This is a genomic window from Amycolatopsis sp. NPDC033938 (assembly GCF_055575975.1).
Genome location: NZ_JBVIRO010000024.1, coordinates 88,891 through 106,957, shown reverse-complemented (window position 1 = coordinate 106,957; position 18,067 = coordinate 88,891). Strand labels below are relative to the sequence as shown.

Genomic DNA, 18,067 nt, shown 5'->3' with positions numbered 1-18,067 from the left:
TTCCCGCACCTCGTCGGCGGCCGGCTGTCGCTCGCATCGGGCCGTTACGACCGGGGAAGCTTCCCGAGCTGGGCAAACGCACCAGAAACAAGCCAAGCCGCTGCCCTTGAGTTCCTGGCATTGTGGCTCAGCGCCGCGAGCCAGGCCGCAGGCCACGCGTAGGTACCTAAGAGAGGGTTCGCTCTAGCGCTCTTTATCACTCACGACCCGCAGGTCAGGCGTAAGGCCGTGAAGGCCTCCTTCACTACCTTGAGCGTCAATGCCAGGAACTCAAGGCCGGTGGGCCGTCGGGTGCCGGACATGCTCGCCCAGGTGGGGTGGCTGACTCCGATAAGTGCCGTCCGTGCGGGTGGGGAAGATTCCGGTCGTTGGGCGTCCGGAATCTTCCCCGCTCGGCTTCCGGCCCACCGATCATGATCGGCAGGAGCTTGATCAACGGAGGACCCCGTATCTGTCACGTCCTCGCCCGCCGCCTCGTCCACCTTCTGATCGGACCCGCACGAGGAGGACACCATGCCGCGCATTCCCGTTGTCAAGACCGCCGACGCCGGCTTCCTGCTGAAGCTGATCTACAAGTTCGCCGGGAAACGGTTCGGCGCCGTGCCCGAGCCGATGGCCGTCTACGCGCACCACCCGGCGCTGCTCCGGGCCAACGGCATGCACGAAATGCTGGCGGAGAAGGCCAGCAAAACGCTGCCCGCGAACGTGCGCGAGCTGGCTGTGTACCGCGTCGCGACGCGGCTCGGCTGCTCGTGGTGCATCGACTTCGGAACCATGCTGCAGCTGCACGAGGGACTCGACATCGAACGGCTGAAGAACATCGACGACTACGCGAAGTCGCCCGCCTTCACCACTCAGGAACGGCTCGCGCTCGCCTACGCCGACGCGATGACCGCGAGCCCGGTGACCGTCACCGACGAGCAGGTCGCCGAACTGGAACGCGAGTTCGGCCGCAAGGGTGTCATCGAGCTGACGTACCAGATCGGGCTCGAGAACATGCGTGCCCGGATGAACAGCGCGCTCGACATCACCGCCCAGGGCTTCACTTCGGGCGACGCCTGCCGGATCCCGCTTCCCTGACCACGCGGTCAGGCGCCGGCGCGGGCCCGTGCGGTGGTGAGCTTGTCCGGGTTCGCCATGTCGTAGATCGTCACGATCTTCCCGTCGCGGATGACGAACGCCTCGACGTGCTCGTCGAGCGCCCGGTACTCCCCGGAGGCCTCCTGCGGCGGGATGTAGAGCCCGAGGTCGCCGTTGACCAGCGCGAACCTGGCCTTCTCGATCCCGGCCGGGTCGTACATCCGCATGAGGCCCTGGAACAGCCGGGTGACCTTGTCGAATCCGGCGACCGTGCGCGCCGCCGTGCGCGCCTTGCCGCCACCGTCGCCGACGAGGACGACGTCCGGATGCAGCACCTCGGCCACCGCCTGGATGTCGCCGGTGAGCATCGCGGTCATGAACTTCTCGATGATCCGCTGCTGCTCGGCGAGCGCGGTCCGTGGCGGCGGTTCGGCGTCGGCGAGGGCGCGGCGGCCGCGGGAACCGTGCTGGCGGGCGGCTTCGGTGGTGCAGCCCAGGATCTCGGCGATCTCGCCGAACGGCACCGAAAACGCGTCGTGCAGGACGAACGCGACGCGCTGTTCGGGCGTCAGCCGGTCGAGGACCACCATCGCGGCCATCCGCATCCCGTCGTCGCGGACCGCGACGGCGAGCGGGTCCTCCGACGGCGGCGTGCCCAGCGGGCCGAGTACCGGCTCGGGCAGCCATTCACCGACGTACCGCTCGCGGCGCACCACCGCCGACCGCAGCCGGTCAAGGCAGATCCGGCTGACGACGGTGGTCAGCCAGCCCTGGTGATCCTCGATCGCCGCGCGGCGCTCGGAGTCCAGGCCGCTCAGCCGCAGCCAGGACTCCTGGACCGCGTCCTCCGCGTCGGACAGCGTGCCGGTGAGCCGGTAGGCGACGGACACCAGGTGAGGGCGCAGCTCGGCGAACTTTCCGGCGAGTTCATCCAGGGCGGTACTCATTCCCCGAGTGTGCCGCACAGCCTTCCGCGACGAAGAACTAGAGTGGTGAGCGTGGCAGGACGGATTCGGGACAGCGACATCGCGGAGGTGCGCGAGCGCAACCGGATCGACGAGGTCATCGGTGATTACGTCGCCCTTCGCAGCGCCGGTGGCGGCAGTCTGAAGGGGCTTTGCCCGTTCCACAACGAGAAGACCCCGTCGTTCAACGTGCGCCCCTCCCACGGCACCTTCCACTGCTTCGGCTGTGGCGAAGGTGGTGACGTGATCAAGTTCGTCCAGAAGATGGATTTGATCTCGTTCGTCGAGGCCGTCGAGCGGCTCGCGGACCGCGCGGGCTTCCGGCTGACCTACGAAGGTGGCGGCGGAAGCGTCCAGCGTGATCGCGGCACCCGCTCCCGGCTGATCGAGGCACACCGCGCGGCCCAGGAGTTCTACGCCGAGCAGCTGCTCACCCCGGACGCGCGCGCGGCGCGGGACTTCCTGTCCGAGCGGGGCTTCGACGCCGCCGCCGCGCAGACGTTCGGCTGTGGTTACGCGCCCGCCGGCTGGGACAAGCTCACCAAACACCTGCTCAACCGCGGGTTCGAGGTCAAGGAACTGCTCACGGCCGGACTGGCCAAGGAAGGGCAGCGCGGCCCGATGGACCGGTTCAACCGGCGGCTGCTCTGGCCCATCCGCGACGTCGGCAACGAGGTCGTCGGGTTCGGCGCGCGGCGCCTGTACGACGACGACCGGGTTTCGGCGAAGTACCTGAACACCTCGGAATCGCCGATCTACAAGAAGTCGCAGGTGATGTTCGGCCTCGATCTGGCCAAACGCGAGATCGCGAAGCGGCACCAGGTCGTCGTGGTCGAGGGCTACACCGACGTGATGGCGATGCACGCCGCCGGAGTACCGACGGCCGTCGCGTCGTCGGGGACGGCGTTCGGCGAAGACCACATGAAGGTCCTTCGACGGCTGATGATGGATGACGACGCCTTCCGCGGCGAAGTGATCTTCACCTTCGACGGTGACGAAGCGGGCCAGAAGGCGGCGCTGAAGGCCTTCGAGGGTGACCAGACCTTCGCGGGGCAGACCTACATCGCCGTCGCTCCCGACGGCATGGATCCCTGCGAACTGCGGCTCGCCAAGGGCGACAGCGCCGTGCGCGATCTGGTCGCGCGGCGGATCCCGCTGTTCGAATTCGCGATCAAGAGCATGCTCAAGGGCTTCGACCTCGACTCGGTCGACGGCCAGGTCGCGGCGTTGCAGAAGACCGTCCCGATGGTCGCGGGCATCAAGGACCGCGCCAGCCGCGACGGCTACGCGTCGAAGCTCGCCTGGTGGGTCGGCTGGCAGGACGCGGCGCAGGTGGTGAACCGGGTCCGCGGCAGCGCGGGCGCCACGGCGAAACGTTCGAACACCATCGAGGTCCGGCGGCCCGCGCAGGCGGCCACCGCCACCATGGAGGAGGACCTGCCGAGGCCCGCGCCCGGCGACCCGCGGTTCATCGCGCAGCGCGAGGCCCTCAAAGCGGCGCTGCAGCAGCCGATGCTCGCCGGCGCCGAGTACGACGCGCTCCCCGAGGACGCGTTCACTCATCCGGTGTACGTCGCCATCCACAAGGCACTGCTGGCCGCCGGGGGAGCGGGTTCCGGGCTGACCGGGCCTGCCCTGCTCGACGCCGCCGCCCCGCACTGTCCACAGGGGACGGTGCGGCGGGTGCTCAGCGAGCTTTCGGTGGAACCGTTGCGCGCCAAGGGCGAGGTCGACTCACGCTACATCTCCGCGCAGCTCGCGGCGGTGCAGGAAGCACTGGTCGGCCGCCAGATCAACGAGATCAAGTCGAAGCTCCAGCGGCTTTCCCCGGTCGAGGCACCGGATGACTACCGCGCGCTGTTCGGCGACCTCGTCGCGCTCGAGCAGTACCGGAAAGCGCTGAAGGAACAGGCCATCGGCGGATTGGACTGAGTGCTCATGGGCTGGCTGCGTCACCTGCTCGGTGACCGTGTCCCGGCGGATTTCGACGGCTCGCTGGACGACGGCGAACACGTCGTCGGGAGCGCGGCCGTCGAAGGCGGCGGCTACCTGCTCGTCACGCCACTGGGACTCTGGATTCCCGGACCCCGCCGGGTCGGCTGGCATCTCGTCGGCAAGGCCGCGTGGTCCGACGGCGTGCTCACGCTGACCGAGTCCCAGGAGACCGGCACCGCCGGGAAGGCCGTGCTGCTGGCGGACAAGGCGCCGGTGCGGTTCAACCTCCCCCGGCCGGGCAAGGTGCCGCTCCTGCTGCGGCAGCGGGTCGACGGCTCGGTCCGGGAACGGCACCGCAAGGATTTCGGGACCGGGGGAGCGTGGTTCGTCGAACGCAAGATCCCCGGCCAGGACGGCACGGTGCTGCAGGTGCGGCCCGATCCCGGCACCGACATCGACGTGGTCAAGGCGATCGCCGAGGAAGCGGCGGAGAAACTGGCCCGGAAACTGGTCAAGCCGCACGGCTAGCAGTACGCTCGTACTGTATCGCTGGGAGGCGCCATGTGGGATCCGGTCAAGTACCTCGACTACGCCGACCTGCGGGCGCGGCCGTTCCACGACCTCGTCGGGCGGATACCGGCCGCGAAGCCCCGCCGGGTCGCCGACCTCGGCTGCGGGCCCGGAAACCTGACCGCCGGTCTCGTCGAACGCTGGCCGGACGCGATCATCGAGGCGAGTGACAGTTCACCTGAGATGGTCGAAGCCGCGCGCTCGCGAGGGGTCGACGCCCGGGTGCTGGACGTCGACGACTGGGTGCCCGAGCCGGACACCGACGTCGTCATCTCGAACGCCGTCCTCCAGTGGGTGCCGCAGCATCGCGTCCTGCTCCGGCGCTGGGTCGACCTCCTGCCGTCCGGGGCGACGCTCGCGTTCCAGGTTCCCGGCAACTTCGACGCCCCCTCGCACGCCCTGGTCCGCGCGCTCGCGCGCACCGAGGAATGGGCACCGCGTCTCGCCGACGTCGTCCTGCGGGAGAACGAGGCCGTCGACAGCCCGCTCGGCTACGGGAACCTGCTCGCCGACGCCGGATGCGCCGTCGACGCCTGGGAGACGACCTATCTGCAGCGGCTTTCCGGGGAGAACGCCGTGCTCGAATGGATCACCGGCACCTCGCTCCGCCCGGTCAAGGAGGCGCTCCCGGGCGCCGACTGGGACCACTTCCGGGCACAGCTCGCCCGCGAACTGGACGAGGCCTACCCGCCGCGCCCCGACGGGACCACATGGTTCGAGTTCCGGCGCGTCTTCGTGGTGGCCGTCGTCCCCTGACCGGGGGCTGAAGGGGCCCTTCACCGCATGTGACGCAGTGAAAGGGCCCTTCGCCGCGTCACATGCGGCGAAGGGCCCCTTCAGCTCTTGTCTCAGGGCACGGGTCAGCGCTGGGGCCGCCCGAACCGCTCACCGACCTTGGCGCGGGCGATCCCGGCGGCGCCCTGCACCATGGGGTGGTCGGCGATCTTGCGGTAGGTCCGCACGATCTGCTCGTACCGTCCCCGGCCGGCCTTCGCGCCCAGTACATAGCCCGCGGCCGCACCCAGCAGGAACATCTTCATCCGAGTCAACGCCTCCGTTCGATCTTGCTTCGGCTGCCATTGTCCCTCAAAACGCGAGCTTGACGAGGTCGCGCGCGAAAGTGGGGGTGGGTGTGCGGCCGCCGGAGGGCATGGGCTAAAGTTCTCTCATCGGTCGGAGCGATCCGGCCGGTACGGAGCACGATCCCCTGTAGCTCAACTGGCAGAGCATTCGGCTGTTAACCGGAGGGTTCTTGGTTCGAGTCCAAGCGGGGGAGCACAAGCCCAGGCCACGCGGCCTGGGCTTCTTCGTTTTTCGGGCTCGTGTCGAACCAAGTGTTTCCCCGCATCACGTAGAGCGGGCCGCTGGCGGTGTTCGTCCGGTCAGGCACTGCTGCACGAGCGGACCGAAGGCGGTGGCCAGCTCATCGACGGACGCCGAGGCGATCGGTTCGACGCGGACGATGTGCCGGGCCACCGCGATGCCGAGGATCTGGACGTTGACCATTCCCGCCCGTAGTGCGGCGTCCGGGGTGTCGAGCAGTGCCGCGAGCCGGTCGGTGATCTCCCGGTCGATGAATTCGCGCAGCAGTGCTTCGGACTTCGGGTCGGTGGGTGCCGACCTGGTCAGCATGACCAGCGGTGCGCGGTCGGACTTGTCGAGGTTCTCCACGAGTGTCCGGACGATGCGCTCGCCGATGGTGTCGAGGCTGCCGTCGAAGATCGACTCGATGGCCGGTGGGACATTCTCGGACATGTCGAGCACGGCACCGAAGAGGCCTTGTTTGGTGCCGAAGAAGTAGAACACCATCGCCGGGTCGACTCCGGCCGCGGTCGCGATCGCGCGCACGGTCGTGCCGCTGTAACCGTTCTTGTCGAACAGTTCGCGGGCGACCCGCAGGACTCGCTGCTTGCTCTCCGCGCCGGACCGCCAGCGTCCGGAGCGACGGTGATTGTCGTGTTCTGTCATGGCTCCCGCAGCCTAACACCCTTTCTTCATCGCCTGGTGGAGTTTTGGTGCGACCCGCCCTAGAGTGTTCTTCATCGGGCGATGAAGAATGGGGTGCGGGATGAGGGTGGTCGTGGTCGGTGCCGGTCTTGGCGGGTTGACGCTCGCTCACGGGTTACGCCGGGCAGGGATGGAGGTGGTGGTGTACGAGCGGGATGGCCCGTCGGGGCGCCGGCAGGGCATCAGCCTGCACGTCGACGACCGCGGCGCGTCGGCGCTGCGCGCGTGCCTGCCTCCCGCGCATGCCGCGATGGTGGAGGCCACCATGGGAGGGCAACGTGAGCGGGCCTTGACACTGGCCGGCTCGGACGGAGAACTCACCGTCGCGGGTGCTCGGCCGTGCGACGGGGTCGCGGGCCGGGCGCGGCCGGGCCGTCAGGTCCACCGGCCACTGCTGCGGGCGGTGTTGCTGACGGGACTGGACGACGTGGTCCGCTTCGGCGCGGAATTCACGCGGTTCGAGCAGCGCGCCGACGGCACGGTCCGGGTGTGGTTCGCCGACGGTCGCACGGACACCGCGGATGTCCTGGTCGGTGCGGACGGGATCGGATCGGCGGTTCGCCGCCGGTACCTGCCCCACGTGCGGGTGGTGGATACGGGACGACGCGTGATCATGGGCGCGACGCCGCTTCGTGCCGTCGCCGGGACCGGGCTGCCGGCGCTGGTCGGCGACAGCCCGGCCAGCGCGCACTTACCCGGCATGACGATGGTGGTCGGGGTGCTGCGGTTCACCGAATCTCCCCCGGCCGCGCGGCGGCGGTGGCTGCCCGCCTTGCCCTCCAGCGCGGTCGCCGAGATCGAGGATTACGTGATGTGGGCGTTGCCCACCACGCGGGAACAGCTCGGTCCGGCTCCCGTGTGGCACCGGGCCCAGGAAATGACCGTTGAGCTGCCTTCGGCTCTGAGGTCGGTCGTCGCCGAGGCGTGGCCTGACGCGACGGTCGCACTGCGCGGCGGAATGATCCCGCCGCCGCCTGCCTGGCTCGCCGGCCCGGTGACGCTCATCGGCGACGCGATCCACCTGGCCCCGGGTTTCGGCGGCAATCTGGCGATGCAGGACGCGCACCGCCTTTGTGACGCGCTGGTCGAGGCGTACCGCGGCCGGCTCGAGCTGCTCGACGCGATCGGCGCCTTCGAGGACACGCTGCGCCACACCGGTTTCACGCCTGCCGCGGCGAAGGCCGGCGCATGAGCCTCGGCATGTTGTCGCGGAAATCGCTGTCGTTGTTCAAAGCGATCGGTGGTTGGCGCACGGTCGCCGAAGGCGTCGCGTCGCGAGCACTGTTCCTCGTCGCGTATCTGGTGACCGAGCAGGTGCTGACGGCCGCGCTGGTCGCGGTCGGTGGCGTGGTCGTGCTGGCCGTGGTCCGGCTGTGCACCGGTGGCAAGGTCTGGCAGCCGGCGATCGGTCTGATCGTGGTCGGCGCGTCCGCGCTGCTGGCCGGGAGCACGGGACAGGCGGCCGACTTCTATCTCGTCGCCGTCCTCTGGCAGGCAGGCGGAGGTGTGCTGTTCCTGGTGTCCATGCTGGTGGGCTGGCCGGTGATCGGGTTGGCGATGGGCAAGCTGCGCGGTGAAAGCCTCGCCTGGCGTCGCGATCGGCTGCGGCGGCGGCGTTATCACCTGTGCACGGCGGTGTTCCTGGCCAAGTTCATCATCGCCACGGCGGCGCTGGTGCCGCTGTACGCGGCCGGAGCGGTCGTCCCGCTCGGGATCGCCGCCACGCTGGTGGGTGGCGCGCCCGCGACCGGTGTTTGCGTCTACCTGTGCTGGCGAATCCTCCGTGATACCCCACAGACCTCCCGGTAGCCGGAGAGGTCGAGTTGAGGGAAGGTCGGCCCCGCAACAGATTCTCTTCTTTCGGAGGCAGGCGAGACCGGCCCGCGTCCTGGGCCGGCCTTCACGTGCGGGCCGGCCCAGGACAACGGGGATCAGGGCGGAGCGGAGTGTTTCGGTTCGGTCAGATGCCGAACGGCGGTGCGTAGCGCACGGTGCCGCTGGGCAGCTGTTCCGAGTCGAGGCTCAGTGCCATCAATGCCTCGTCGGGGACATCGATACTGAGCCGGATGCCGTGCTCGGATGCGCGGGTGAAGCCGAACCGCGGATAGTAGGCCGGATGCCCGAGAACGATCACGAAGTGCTCGCCCGCCCGCTCGGCGGCCTCGAGAGCGGCACGGATGGCGGCGGAGCCTGCCCCGGTCTTCTGATACGCGGGCAGGACCGCGCACGGTCCCAGGCATAGTGCGGGGGTGTCGTCGACGTGACAACGCGTCAGGAGCGCGTACCCGACGGGCTTGCCGTCCGGTTCGGCGCTGAAGATGGACAAGCCGTCGATCCACGCCGGATCGGTGCGTAGCGCATCGACGAGGTCGGCCTCCTCGGCGGTCTCGAACGCGGCGAGGTTGATCTCGCGGATCGCGGGGATGTCAGCGTCGGTCTCGGCGCGAGTGATCCAGTCGGTACGAGTGCCCAAAACAGTTTTCTCCGTTTCGTGAAGGTGAGTTTTCTCGGTGAGGACGTCGGTAGGCGGACACGCGCGGCCGGGAGGTCCTCGGATGCGTGATGCCACACCCGGCGTCAGCGCCGGCGGTCGCGGAATCGGTAGGTCGCGCGCAGATCCCGCGTGATCGCCTTCTTGGTCTTGCTTCGCTTGCTCGACTCGCGGGCGTCCCCACGGGCCGCCGCCCGCTCGCTCTCGCGCAACAGCTTTCGGTACCGATCGAGCCGGCCCACAGCCAACCTGCCGTCGATCACGGCTTCCTGTACGGCGCAGCCGGGTTCGCTGCGATGTTCGCAATCGCGGAAGGCGCAGTCCCGGGCGTAGGCCTCGATCTCGGAGAACACCCGCTCGACCCCGTCCGCGGCGTCCTGCAAGCCGATCCCTCGCAACCCCGGGGTGTCGATGAGCACCCCGCCGCCGGGCAGCGGTAACAACTCGCGGTGCGCAGTGGTGTGCCTGCCCTTGCCGTCGACGGCCCGGACTTCGCCGGTGCCCATGTGTTCTCGCCCGAGCAAAGCGTTGGCAAGCGTGGATTTTCCCGCCCCCGACGGGCCGAGCAGGACAGCGGTCCCGGTCACCACCTTCGACAGGACGTCCAGCCCCGCCCCGGTCGTGGAACTGGTGGTGACGATGTCCACACCGGGTGCCAGGGCGGCGATGACGGTCAGGGCCGCACCGGGGTCGTCGGCGAGGTCGGCTTTGGTGAGCACGACGACCGGTTTCGCGCCGCTGTCCCAGGCCAGCGCGAGCAGGCGTTCGACCCGGCCCGCGTTCAGCGGTGCCGCGAGCGAGACCGCGATGACGACGGAGTCGACGTTCGCCGCCAAGACCTGCCGGTGGGAGGTCCGATCCGACGAGGCCCGGGTGATCGCGCTGTGTCGTGGCAGCAGCGCCACCAGTTCCGGCTCCGGGCCCGGGCGCAGTGCCGCCCAGTCGCCGGTGCACACGGAATCGGCGGGGTCGAGGGAGGTCACCGCCACGCTGTCCGCGCGGACGGGACCCGACGCGGTGAGCGTGTCACAGCGGCCGCGGTCGACCCGCACGACGCGGGCGGGAACCAGACCGGCGGCCGCATGTTCTACGAACAGTGCCGCGAACGAGTCGTCCCAGCCGAGTGCGGACAGAGCGAACGAGGACGAGGAAGATCGAGATGAATACATGAAGAGACCCTTGGGAAAGGGGCCCCGCTCGGACACCGAAACCATCGAGGCCGCGAACCGATGTGGTGCGCGCCGCTATCGGCGATGGGAATCGATCAGACCGGAGCCCGGGACGTGAGGATGATCCGGGCGCTGCACAAGGCAGCGGTCTTCACCGCGATCATCAACCCACCTCCCGTTCTCTCGCACCATGTCGTATTCGGACATTTCACTTTAACACGGCCCGCCGGCTCGCGCCTTCGTGGCACGGGGCGGCTGCGGTGCTGATGCCCGGCAGGCTTGACCTCGAGTTCGCTGAAGGTTCGATGCCGCTGAACCTCCGGCGGGGGTCTGCTTGATCTGCGCGGACGAGCGACAGTACGTCCGCGGCTCCGGACAGTCTTGGACCACAGTGGACGAACTCGCCGCGGATCCGCACGAGCTGGTGCACGAACAACCGGAGCCGGGCATCCACCGCCTGCACCGTGAACCGGAGTTCGCGATCGGCCAGTGGACCTATCTGGTCCAGACCGATCAGGGCAATCTCCTGTGGGATCCGCCCAACGCTCTCGACCGGCCGCGATCGTGGCGAGCCATCCGCACATGTACGGCTCACAGGTGAGCCTGAGCCACCACCTCGGAAACGTCCCGGTCCTGGTGCATTCCGCCGACCGGCGATGGGTGCGGCGGGAGGATCCCGTGATCCGGGAGTGGCAGGGTGCCGAGCGGGTCCTTCCCGGGGTCACCCTCGTCGAGGCGGGCTGGGTGACCTTCATGCGCAGCTATCCCAACGAGATCCCGCTCTCCGCCGGACTGGTCCGGCGGATCGCGGACCGGCTCGCGCCCTATGAGTTCGAACGGCTCTATGCCCTCACTGGAGCCACCTTGCGAGCCGGCGCGGTACTCAGCTCACAGCGGCCGCTTCCCGCGCCGGGCGGATCCGGCTCAGGTGCAGGAGGCTGAAGCCGAACAGCAGGACGCCGAGTGGGACGTGGACCGCGGTCATCTGCGCGATTCCGAGGAACACTTGCACAAGGGTGAGTCCGAGGAACGCGGCCGCGGGCAGGATCGGCTTCGCGGAGCCGCCGCCTGGCCGCCATACGAGGATCGCGGTGAGGACGTGCAGGGTCGCGACGACGAACAGGGTGTAGGCCGTGGCGCTGTGCAGTGTGTGGCCGTTCGGCATGGTCAGCAGGAGGCCGGCGGTGATCGGGGTGAGGAAGACGGCCAGGGTCTGTACGGCGATCGCGACGCGCAACGGGGTCGGCATGTGAACTCCTTCGAGTGGACGTGTCTGAAGGAGGACGAGAGAGCCATCGGATACGTGACAGCGATGTGCCGGTACGGCGAGGTCAGTCGCAGGCGAGGTTGGACAGCAGCCGGCAGTGGTCACATCGGAAGTCGAAATGATCGAGCAAGCGCCCGGCCAGCCGCCACCCGCCGTGGCAGGAAGGGCAACTGAGTTGTTCCTCGCCGCGGCGGCGGCCGCGGTATCGGAACAGGTAGTAGTAGGTGGGGTGTCCGGTGGACTCGGTGATCCGGTCGCAGAGGTCACGGCCGCGTCGGGTCAGGCTGCTGCGTAGACCGCTCATCTCGGTCAGGCCGGGGTATTCCAAGGTCGAGCAGTTCATTTGCAGCGTGTCGCACGCCTGGTAGTCGGACTGCCAGGACATGACCAGGTGGTAGCCGGACGGGTCGGTCGGAGGGATCCGGTACAGCGGGACCGGGCCGAAGCAGTCCAGGCACCGCAGCGGCGACTCCACGTGCAGGTAGGTGGTCCAGAGCAGGTATCCGCCGGGTTCCGGGCAGGCGCACGGCTGCGCGCCTGCGGGATCCGGACCCAGAACCTCGACCAGCGGTGTGTCCAGCCCGGCCGGCGAGAGTCCGTCCAGGCCGCGACGGACCCACTGGTTGTGCAGTCGCGGGTCGAGGCTGACCGGCTCGGGCACCATCACCACGGCGCGGTACTCCGGGCCGGTATCGAAGACCGGCCAGTCCCGTCCGAGGAGCTGACCGTTCTGCCGCAGCGCGCCCAGCAGCCCGCTGATCGCGCCGGCCACGGCGTCCTCGTCCGCGACGGCCGGCACGCCCACCTTCTTGAAGGTCAGCTGTATGACATGGACCATGGCGAGATCATCACACCACTCCACGCCGTCGAGCACCCGATTTCCGCTGTGGCCGGTCGCTGGAGGCGTTGCGCGCCGAGAAACCCGGGCGGAAGGTGCACGGGCTCCGGTTGTTCGTCGCGCATCAGGACATCACGCTTCGACGGTGGGGCTGCGGTGTTCGCGACACCGGCAGCGGGCGCCGACCGCGCCATATTCGCCTTACCGTGCGGGCGGGGAAGATTCCGGTCGTTGGACGTCCGGAATCTTCCCCGCTCGGCCTCCGGCCCGCCGGTCGTTGATCAAGGGGTGAGAATCGACGGCTACTGGGGCGGCATCGGGTAGTTGCCCGGTGCCGGGTACGGCGCGACGCCGGGTTTCCGGGACGCACGGCCGTTCTTGAGGACCGCGATCGCGACCAGGAACCAGGAGAGCAGCGCGGCGGCGTCGAGCGGGACGCCGACGCCCATGAAGATCAAGCGGACTTCGTCACCGGTGAGCTGCTGGGACGCGACCCAGGACGACAGGTTCAACACCACGAACTGCCAGACGATGCTCGCGGCCGTGGCGACGAGCATGACGACGAAAGCGCCCACCATCAGGCCGGAGACGCCCCTGGCGCGTCCTTTGATCGAGAAGATCAGGCCGAGAAGCCCCACCACGAGCAGCAAAACCCGTGGAATGGCCTCGATGATCGTGTACACGAGGTCTGACATGCCTTGCCTTTCACCGCTCTCCGCCGGGGATCGAGACGCCCCGTCACGCGGTGGCGATCCTATGCGGGGGCGAGGCGCCTCGGGGGGCGTTCGGTGAAGATCGGCCGCGTGCTATTCCTGCGAATCGGCGAGCAGTTTCAGCGCGAGCGCCTTGAGTTCCGGACTCGCCGTCGCCGCGTCGCCGGAGTCGAAGGGCGGTCGCGGGTCGTATTCGACAGCGAGCTGGATACCGCGGGCGATCTCCTCACCCGCCAGCAGGGACGCGAGATGGAGCGCGAGATCGATGCCGGCGGAAACTCCGGCGGCGGTGACGACCTTGCCGACCCGGACATACCGCTCTGGCACGTAACGCACGCCGAAGGTCTTCTCCAGATAGGGCGCCGAGGCCCAGTACGTGGTGGCCCGGTCGCGGAGCAACCCGGCCGCGCCGAGGATCAATGACCCGGTGCACACCGACGTGGTCCAGGTCGTATGCCGGTGCACGCGGCGGATCCAGTCGAGCAGCACCTGGTTCTCCATGGCGGCGACCGTGCCGCGGTTGCCGGCGCCTGGAACCAGCAGGACGTCCAGCCGGTTCACCTCGGCTACCGAACGCTCCGCCAGCACGGCGACATCCCGAGTGTCCGTGCGCACCGGACCGCGGTGCTCGGCGATCATCGTCACCGTCGCGCCGGGAAGCCGGGACAGCACCTCGGCCGGGCCGGTCGGATCCAGCAGGCTGAAGCCGTCGTAGAGCAGGATGCCGATCCTCGGGCCTTTGGTCTCCGCCTGAGCAGTACCGGTGGCGAGGCCGAACGCCGCGGCCGCCGCGACTCCGGTCAAAACTGTTCTGCGCGTGGTCTCCGCACTGTTCATGCCACGGATTCTGGGGCGCTCAAGTCCCGACCGGGCGTGGCATGTCCGTCATCCTGCGAAGCGTGTCCCCGGTGAGCCCGTAGTGATCGCGGAACGCCGTTCGCAGGGTTTCCGCCGAGGCGAACCCGCACCGCCGCGCGACCGCGGAGAGCGGCAAGGCGGTGGACCGCACCAGGTGCGCGGCGGCTTCGGTCCGGGCCGCTCGCACCGTGCGCGCCGGGGTCTTGCCAAGGTGGGTGCCGAACAAGCGGTTGAGGTGCCGGGTGGTGACGCCGGCTCGCGCGGCCAGCGCCGGCGGGCTGAGATCTTCGGCGAGATGCGCGGCGATGTAGCCGAGCAGATCCCGTACGACCCGGTTGCCGGGCGGCGGGGCGGCCAGGAACGTGCTGATCTGGGCCTGGTCGGCCGGGCGGTGCAGATAGGTCACCAGCTCACGGGCGACCTCGCGGGCCAGTGTCGGACCGTGGTCGTCCTCGATCAGCGCGAGGGTGAGATCCAGCGCGCTGATCACCCCGGCCGAGGTGAAGACGTTGCCGTCACGGATGTAGAGCGGCGCCGGATCCACCGTCACCGCGGGAAAAGTCGCGGCGAGCAACTCGCCGTATCCCCAATGCGTGGTGACCCGCCGGTCGTCGAGCAGTCCGGCGGCCGCCAGCACGAACGTGCCCGTACACACCGAGGCGATTCGCCTGCTTCGGCCGGCCAGCCGCCGCACCTGCGTCAGCAGGCGCTCGTCCGCCGCGGCCGTCCCCGTTCCCGCCCCGCCGACGACGAGCATCGTGTCGATCCGCCCGGACACCTCGGCCAGCCGCCGGGCACCGGCGAGCATGATCCCCGACGAACTCCGTGTCGTCCGCCCGTCGACCGTGGCCAGCTCGACGACATAGGGCGGGGTGGCGCCGTGCGAGCTCGCGATCTCCAGCGCCCCGCTGGGACAGGCCACATCAAGGATCTGCGCGTCGTCGAACGCGACGATCACCACCCGGCGCGCTGGTTTCGTTCCAGAACCCACAGGGAGAAACTACGCGCGCGTCCCGACAGGAAGACGAACCGGAAGAACCCGCCGTCACTCCAGTTCTGCCGGTCCTTCCTCATGGTCGCGGGCCGCCCCGGCCGGTGGAATTGAGCTCAAGGACGCCAACTAGTCAGGGAGGTCGGCGTGACAGGCCACCGCGATACTCAGGTGACTTCACTGGCGGACAGGGCGCCCTCGGCCGAGGGAAACGCTTTCGTGGCGGCGTTGCACGCCGAGCACCGGGACCATCTGCTGCGGTTCACCCGCAGCCTGCTGCCCGCCGACCCGCATCGGGCCGAGGACGTCGTGCAGGAGTGCCTGTTCCGCGCGTGGCGCAACAGCGAAACGCTGATCGAGAAGCGTATCCCGCCGCGCCCGTGGTTGTTCAGGGTCGCCCGCAACCTCATCGTCGACTGGGCCCGCCGCGACAAGGCCCGCCCGGTGGTGTTCGGGGACGACGACTTCGACCTGCTGCCGGGGGACACCGACTTCGCCGACGAGGTCGTCGAGCGGTGCCTCGTCGAAGAGGGGCTGGCTCAGCTGACGCCCATCCAGCGCGAAGCACTCGACGAGGTCTATCGGCGCGACCGCACCCGGCAGCGGGCCGCCGCGAGCATCGGCGTGCCGGTGGGGACGGTCAAATCCCGGGTGCATCACGCGACGATCGCCATGACCGAGGTGCTGGCGTGCAGCGGGGTCACCGCCGCGGGCTGGTGACCGGCGACCCGGGCCGATCAGGGCACCGCGACGCCGAGTTCGGCGGCGAGCTCGCGACCCATCTTCCTGGCGAGCGGCGTGTCGTACCGGGCGCATTCGGCGAGGGCGTGTACCCGGCGGGCCTCGGCCTCGGCCGGTTTTCCCGCCGCTTCGGCCAGTTCCGCCAGCTGGATCATGATCTTGATCTTGGGTTCGGACCAGCGTGCTCCGGCGAAGGCGGACAGCAGTTGTTCCTCGGCCTCGGCGAGCCGGTTCGCCTTGAACAGGATCTGGCCGCGCGAGTGCTGCGCCCTCGCCACCGCGAACTTCGCGCCGTGCTTGCGGAACAGCGACTCGGCCTCGTCCAGCAGGTCCAACGCGTCCGCGACGGCTCCGGTCGCCGCGACACTGTCGGCGAGCTGGGTCAGCACCATCGAGAGCAGCTCGTCGTTACCCGGCGCGGTGGCCGAACCCCGGTAGTAGGCCTCGCTTTGTCGTTGCACGGCAACGGCTTCGTCGAATTCGCCGACGTTGTGCAGCATGAAGCCCAGCAGGGAGCGAGCCAGATTGTGGCCGTTCGGATACTCCGCCCGCTCGAACAGGTCCACGGCCTTGCGGCATCGCAGCACGGCCTCGTGGGGCGAGCCGAGCCGCCGGGTGATGGCGGCCCCGTAGTACCAGGCCCAGGCTTGGGTGACCAGGTCACCCGCCTCGGTCGCCGCGGCCAGCGCGCGTTCATGGACTTCGCTCGCGGCGTGCGGATCGCCGCAAAGCGCGTAGAGCGCCCAGGACACGTAATTCAGCTGTTCACCCGCGGCACGGACGTCACCCAGTGCCTCGGCCGCCGCCGCGCCCGCGCCGAACACCTCGCGCCAGAGCGGGCCGGTGCCGCGCAGATCCGAGTACCAGTGCATGGACCGTGCCAGTTCGAGGACCGGCCGGTGCTCGCCGAGTGCCGACGCCGCCCGCAGCGCCCCGCGCCAATGGTGCTGCTCCTCGGCCAGCCACCGGGCCGAGGACTCCCGGTCGTGCACCGGGTCGGGCCCGTCGACCGTGCAGGTCACTTCGGTCCGGTCGTGATCGAAATACTGCGCCGCTTTCGTCGCCACCGCGAGCAGCCAGTTCCGCACCCGCTCGGTCGCTTCCTGGACGTCCTCGGCGGTTTCGGTGGTTTCGAGCTTCTCCTTGGCGAACACCCTCAGCAGATCGAGTGTGGTGAACCGCCCCGAAGCGCCGCCGAAGCCGAGCAGACTGGCTTCGGCCAGTTTTTCCAGTTCCGCTTCGACCTCGTCGGCGGGACTCCCGGCGGCGACCGCGACCAGTTCGACGGAGACGTCCGGGCCGTCGACCAGCGCCAGCCGCCGGAACACCCGTGCGGTTTCGGGGGCCAGATGGTGGTAGGAGAGGGCGAAGGCGGTGCGGATCTGCAGATCGCCCGCGGTCAGCACGGACAACCGTCGCCGCTCGTTCTCGAGCTGGTCGGCGAGATGCGCGATCGTCCACTGAGGACGGCTGGCCAGCCGGTTGCCCGCGATGAGCAGGGCGAGCGGCACCCCGCCGCAGAGTTCCGCCACCCGGCGCGCCGCCGCCGGTTCCGCCTTCAGCCGCGGCTCTCCGGCGACCACCCCGAGCAGGTTCACCGCTTCGTCGCCGGGCAGGACGTCGAGGGCGACGCGGTGCCGGGCGTTCAACCCCGTCAACGTGCTCCGGCTGGTCACCAGCACCATCGAGCCGGGGCTGGTGGCGAGCAGCGGGCGCACTTGGGGTTCGTTGGCGGCGTTGTCCAGGATCAGCAGGATTTCGCGGTCGTGCATCAGTGACCGGTAGAGCGCGAGCCGGTCCTCGGCATCGTGGGGGAATTGGCGTTCGTCGAGCCCCAGCCCGCGCAGCAGCCGGTGCACGGCCCTATCCGGGGTGAGGGGTTCGGGATCCATGCCGCGCAGATCGAGGAACAGGCAGCCCTGTGCGAAGCGGTGGGCGTGGCGATGCCCGGCGTCCACGGCCAGCGCGGTCTTGCCCGCGCCCGGAAGTCCGTGCAGCACCACGGTCTGGAGCCGGGACGAGGAAGCGGCGGACTCCGCGACCTCGTCCAGCAGCCGCTGTTCGGCCTTCCGGCCGGTCAGTTCGGTGAGGTGGGGCGGCAGGGCGGCGATGACGACGGGATGGGGGGCCTCGACCGGTGCGGGTTCTTCCGGGACGAGCGCCGGACGGCGTCCGGAACGGGCGAGCTCGGCGAAATCGCCTGCCTCCTCGCCGTCCAGCCCCAGCCCCTCGACCAGCAGTTCCGCGGTACGGCGTTGCGGGGTGCGGACCCGGCCGCGCTCCATGTCGCTGATGCTGCGCACGCTGATCCCCGTGCGCTCGGCCAGTTCCTCCTGCGTCATCGGGGCACGCAGCCGGTAGAAGCGGAGGAAGTCTCCGAACGCGGTCTTGTCCACGCTGCGTGGAACTCCTCTCAACGACGGCCGTGCCGGGGCAATCCTG

The 18,067-nt window shown here is 69.3% G+C and carries 20 protein-coding genes and 1 tRNA gene; 10 read left to right on the top strand and 11 right to left on the bottom strand.

Annotation, left to right across the window (positions count from 1 at the left end):
* Positions 1-513: 513 nt before the first annotated feature.
* Positions 514-1,080, top strand: coding sequence for a carboxymuconolactone decarboxylase family protein (locus ACZ5ZX_RS37540; RefSeq protein ID WP_465506738.1), 567 nt, complete (start codon positions 514-516; stop codon positions 1,078-1,080).
* An 8-nt stretch (positions 1,081-1,088) separates the two neighbouring features.
* Here the strand turns inward: ACZ5ZX_RS37540 and ACZ5ZX_RS37535 are convergent, their stop codons facing one another.
* Positions 1,089-2,027: a sigma-70 family RNA polymerase sigma factor gene (locus ACZ5ZX_RS37535; protein ID WP_465506737.1), complete on the bottom strand. Its 939-nt coding sequence runs from the start codon at positions 2,025-2,027 to the stop codon at positions 1,089-1,091.
* A 42-nt stretch (positions 2,028-2,069) separates the two neighbouring features.
* Between ACZ5ZX_RS37535 and dnaG the strand changes: the two genes are divergently transcribed.
* From dnaG to ACZ5ZX_RS37520, 3 genes are read left to right on the top strand one after another with little or no spacing between them, the layout of a single operon-like run.
* Positions 2,070-3,977 carry a DNA primase gene (gene dnaG, locus ACZ5ZX_RS37530; protein ID WP_465506736.1) on the top strand — a complete coding sequence of 636 codons (1,908 nt, stop codon included), beginning with the start codon at positions 2,070-2,072 and terminating at the stop codon, positions 3,975-3,977.
* A 6-nt stretch (positions 3,978-3,983) separates the two neighbouring features.
* Positions 3,984-4,508: a hypothetical protein gene (locus tag ACZ5ZX_RS37525; RefSeq protein ID WP_465506735.1), complete on the top strand. Its 525-nt coding sequence runs from the start codon at positions 3,984-3,986 to the stop codon at positions 4,506-4,508.
* 33 nt (positions 4,509-4,541) lie between these two features.
* A complete protein-coding gene (locus tag ACZ5ZX_RS37520; RefSeq protein WP_465506734.1) occupies positions 4,542-5,306 on the top strand; it encodes a trans-aconitate 2-methyltransferase in 765 nt (254 codons plus the stop codon).
* Positions 5,307-5,410: 104 nt separating this feature from the next.
* Here the strand turns inward: ACZ5ZX_RS37520 and ACZ5ZX_RS37515 are convergent, their stop codons facing one another.
* A complete protein-coding gene (locus tag ACZ5ZX_RS37515; RefSeq protein ID WP_465506733.1) occupies positions 5,411-5,590 on the bottom strand; it encodes a hypothetical protein in 180 nt (59 codons plus the stop codon).
* A gap of 163 nt (positions 5,591-5,753) precedes the next feature.
* Between ACZ5ZX_RS37515 and ACZ5ZX_RS37510 the strand changes: the two genes are divergently transcribed.
* A tRNA-Asn gene (locus ACZ5ZX_RS37510) sits at positions 5,754-5,826 on the top strand.
* Between the two features lie 71 nt (positions 5,827-5,897).
* On the opposite strand, the gene ACZ5ZX_RS37505 is transcribed toward ACZ5ZX_RS37510, so the two are convergent.
* Positions 5,898-6,518, bottom strand: coding sequence for a TetR/AcrR family transcriptional regulator (locus ACZ5ZX_RS37505; RefSeq protein ID WP_465506732.1), 621 nt, complete (start codon positions 6,516-6,518; stop codon positions 5,898-5,900).
* Positions 6,519-6,618: 100 nt separating this feature from the next.
* Here ACZ5ZX_RS37505 and ACZ5ZX_RS37500 point away from each other — a divergent pair, with 100 nt between their 5' ends.
* On the top strand, positions 6,619-7,749 hold the full coding sequence (locus ACZ5ZX_RS37500; RefSeq protein ID WP_465506731.1) for an FAD-dependent oxidoreductase: 1,131 nt from the start codon (positions 6,619-6,621) through the stop codon (positions 7,747-7,749).
* Positions 7,746-8,366, top strand: a complete 621-nt coding sequence (locus tag ACZ5ZX_RS37495) for a DUF3159 domain-containing protein (RefSeq protein WP_465506730.1) — start codon at positions 7,746-7,748, stop codon at positions 8,364-8,366. Before ACZ5ZX_RS37500 ends, ACZ5ZX_RS37495 begins: the two co-directional genes overlap by 4 nt.
* Before the next feature lie 151 nt (positions 8,367-8,517).
* On the opposite strand, the gene ACZ5ZX_RS37490 is transcribed toward ACZ5ZX_RS37495, so the two are convergent.
* Complete coding sequence (locus ACZ5ZX_RS37490; protein WP_465506729.1) at positions 8,518-9,030, bottom strand: GNAT family N-acetyltransferase; 513 nt, start codon at positions 9,028-9,030, stop codon at positions 8,518-8,520.
* Between the two features lie 104 nt (positions 9,031-9,134).
* Positions 9,135-10,217: a ribosome small subunit-dependent GTPase A gene (gene rsgA, locus ACZ5ZX_RS37485; protein ID WP_465506728.1), complete on the bottom strand. Its 1,083-nt coding sequence runs from the start codon at positions 10,215-10,217 to the stop codon at positions 9,135-9,137.
* Positions 10,218-10,551: 334 nt separating this feature from the next.
* On the opposite strand from rsgA, the gene ACZ5ZX_RS37480 reads away from it, so the two are divergent.
* Both ACZ5ZX_RS37480 and ACZ5ZX_RS37475 read left to right on the top strand, forming a co-directional pair.
* A complete protein-coding gene (locus tag ACZ5ZX_RS37480) occupies positions 10,552-10,818 on the top strand; it encodes a hypothetical protein (protein WP_465506727.1) in 267 nt (88 codons plus the stop codon).
* Positions 10,800-11,159: a hypothetical protein gene (locus tag ACZ5ZX_RS37475; RefSeq protein WP_465506726.1), complete on the top strand. Its 360-nt coding sequence runs from the start codon at positions 10,800-10,802 to the stop codon at positions 11,157-11,159. Before ACZ5ZX_RS37480 ends, ACZ5ZX_RS37475 begins: the two co-directional genes overlap by 19 nt.
* Here the strand turns inward: ACZ5ZX_RS37475 and ACZ5ZX_RS37470 are convergent.
* The 5 genes from ACZ5ZX_RS37470 to ACZ5ZX_RS37450 all read right to left on the bottom strand — a co-directional run bounded on the left by ACZ5ZX_RS37470 (position 11,101) and on the right by ACZ5ZX_RS37450 (position 14,854).
* On the bottom strand, positions 11,101-11,466 hold the full coding sequence (locus tag ACZ5ZX_RS37470) for a hypothetical protein (protein ID WP_465506725.1): 366 nt from the start codon (positions 11,464-11,466) through the stop codon (positions 11,101-11,103). The two genes, ACZ5ZX_RS37475 and ACZ5ZX_RS37470, sit on opposite strands and share 59 nt — an antisense overlap.
* Positions 11,467-11,548: 82 nt before the next feature.
* Positions 11,549-12,322 carry a DUF2310 family Zn-ribbon-containing protein gene (locus ACZ5ZX_RS37465; RefSeq protein WP_465506724.1) on the bottom strand — a complete coding sequence of 258 codons (774 nt, stop codon included), beginning with the start codon at positions 12,320-12,322 and terminating at the stop codon, positions 11,549-11,551.
* Positions 12,323-12,624: 302 nt separating this feature from the next.
* Positions 12,625-13,017, bottom strand: coding sequence for a hypothetical protein (locus ACZ5ZX_RS37460; RefSeq protein WP_465506723.1), 393 nt, complete (start codon positions 13,015-13,017; stop codon positions 12,625-12,627).
* 111 nt (positions 13,018-13,128) lie between these two features.
* Complete coding sequence (locus ACZ5ZX_RS37455; RefSeq protein WP_465506722.1) at positions 13,129-13,872, bottom strand: DJ-1/PfpI family protein; 744 nt, start codon at positions 13,870-13,872, stop codon at positions 13,129-13,131.
* A gap of 19 nt (positions 13,873-13,891) precedes the next feature.
* Positions 13,892-14,854, bottom strand: coding sequence for a GlxA family transcriptional regulator (locus ACZ5ZX_RS37450; protein ID WP_465506741.1), 963 nt, complete (start codon positions 14,852-14,854; stop codon positions 13,892-13,894).
* Between the two features lie 177 nt (positions 14,855-15,031).
* On the opposite strand from ACZ5ZX_RS37450, the gene ACZ5ZX_RS37445 reads away from it, so the two are divergent.
* Positions 15,032-15,604 carry a sigma-70 family RNA polymerase sigma factor gene (locus tag ACZ5ZX_RS37445; RefSeq protein WP_465506721.1) on the top strand — a complete coding sequence of 191 codons (573 nt, stop codon included), beginning with the start codon at positions 15,032-15,034 and terminating at the stop codon, positions 15,602-15,604.
* Between the two features lie 17 nt (positions 15,605-15,621).
* Here the strand turns inward: ACZ5ZX_RS37445 and ACZ5ZX_RS37440 are convergent, their stop codons facing one another.
* Positions 15,622-18,021, bottom strand: a complete 2,400-nt coding sequence (locus ACZ5ZX_RS37440) for an ATP-binding protein (protein ID WP_465506720.1) — start codon at positions 18,019-18,021, stop codon at positions 15,622-15,624.
* Positions 18,022-18,067: the final 46 nt, after the last annotated feature.

Bases quoted from the DNA above. Each gene is read 5' to 3' on its own strand.
- ACZ5ZX_RS37540 (WP_465506738.1), top strand. From the start codon at position 514: ATGCCGCGCATTCCCGTTGTCAAGACCGCCGACGCCGGCTTCCTGCTG.
- ACZ5ZX_RS37535 (WP_465506737.1), bottom strand. From the start codon at position 2,027: ATGAGTACCGCCCTGGATGAACTCGCCGGAAAGTTCGCCGAGCTGCGC.
- ACZ5ZX_RS37525 (WP_465506735.1), top strand. From the start codon at position 3,984: ATGGGCTGGCTGCGTCACCTGCTCGGTGACCGTGTCCCGGCGGATTTC.
- ACZ5ZX_RS37520 (WP_465506734.1), top strand. From the start codon at position 4,542: ATGTGGGATCCGGTCAAGTACCTCGACTACGCCGACCTGCGGGCGCGG.
- ACZ5ZX_RS37515 (WP_465506733.1), bottom strand. From the start codon at position 5,590: ATGAAGATGTTCCTGCTGGGTGCGGCCGCGGGCTATGTACTGGGCGCG.
- ACZ5ZX_RS37505 (WP_465506732.1), bottom strand. From the start codon at position 6,518: ATGACAGAACACGACAATCACCGTCGCTCCGGACGCTGGCGGTCCGGC.
- ACZ5ZX_RS37500 (WP_465506731.1), top strand. From the start codon at position 6,619: ATGAGGGTGGTCGTGGTCGGTGCCGGTCTTGGCGGGTTGACGCTCGCT.
- ACZ5ZX_RS37495 (WP_465506730.1), top strand. From the start codon at position 7,746: ATGAGCCTCGGCATGTTGTCGCGGAAATCGCTGTCGTTGTTCAAAGCG.
- rsgA (WP_465506728.1), bottom strand. From the start codon at position 10,217: ATGTATTCATCTCGATCTTCCTCGTCCTCGTTCGCTCTGTCCGCACTC.
- ACZ5ZX_RS37475 (WP_465506726.1), top strand. From the start codon at position 10,800: ATGTACGGCTCACAGGTGAGCCTGAGCCACCACCTCGGAAACGTCCCG.
- ACZ5ZX_RS37470 (WP_465506725.1), bottom strand. From the start codon at position 11,466: ATGCCGACCCCGTTGCGCGTCGCGATCGCCGTACAGACCCTGGCCGTC.
- ACZ5ZX_RS37465 (WP_465506724.1), bottom strand. From the start codon at position 12,322: ATGGTCCATGTCATACAGCTGACCTTCAAGAAGGTGGGCGTGCCGGCC.
- ACZ5ZX_RS37460 (WP_465506723.1), bottom strand. From the start codon at position 13,017: ATGTCAGACCTCGTGTACACGATCATCGAGGCCATTCCACGGGTTTTG.
- ACZ5ZX_RS37455 (WP_465506722.1), bottom strand. From the start codon at position 13,872: ATGAACAGTGCGGAGACCACGCGCAGAACAGTTTTGACCGGAGTCGCG.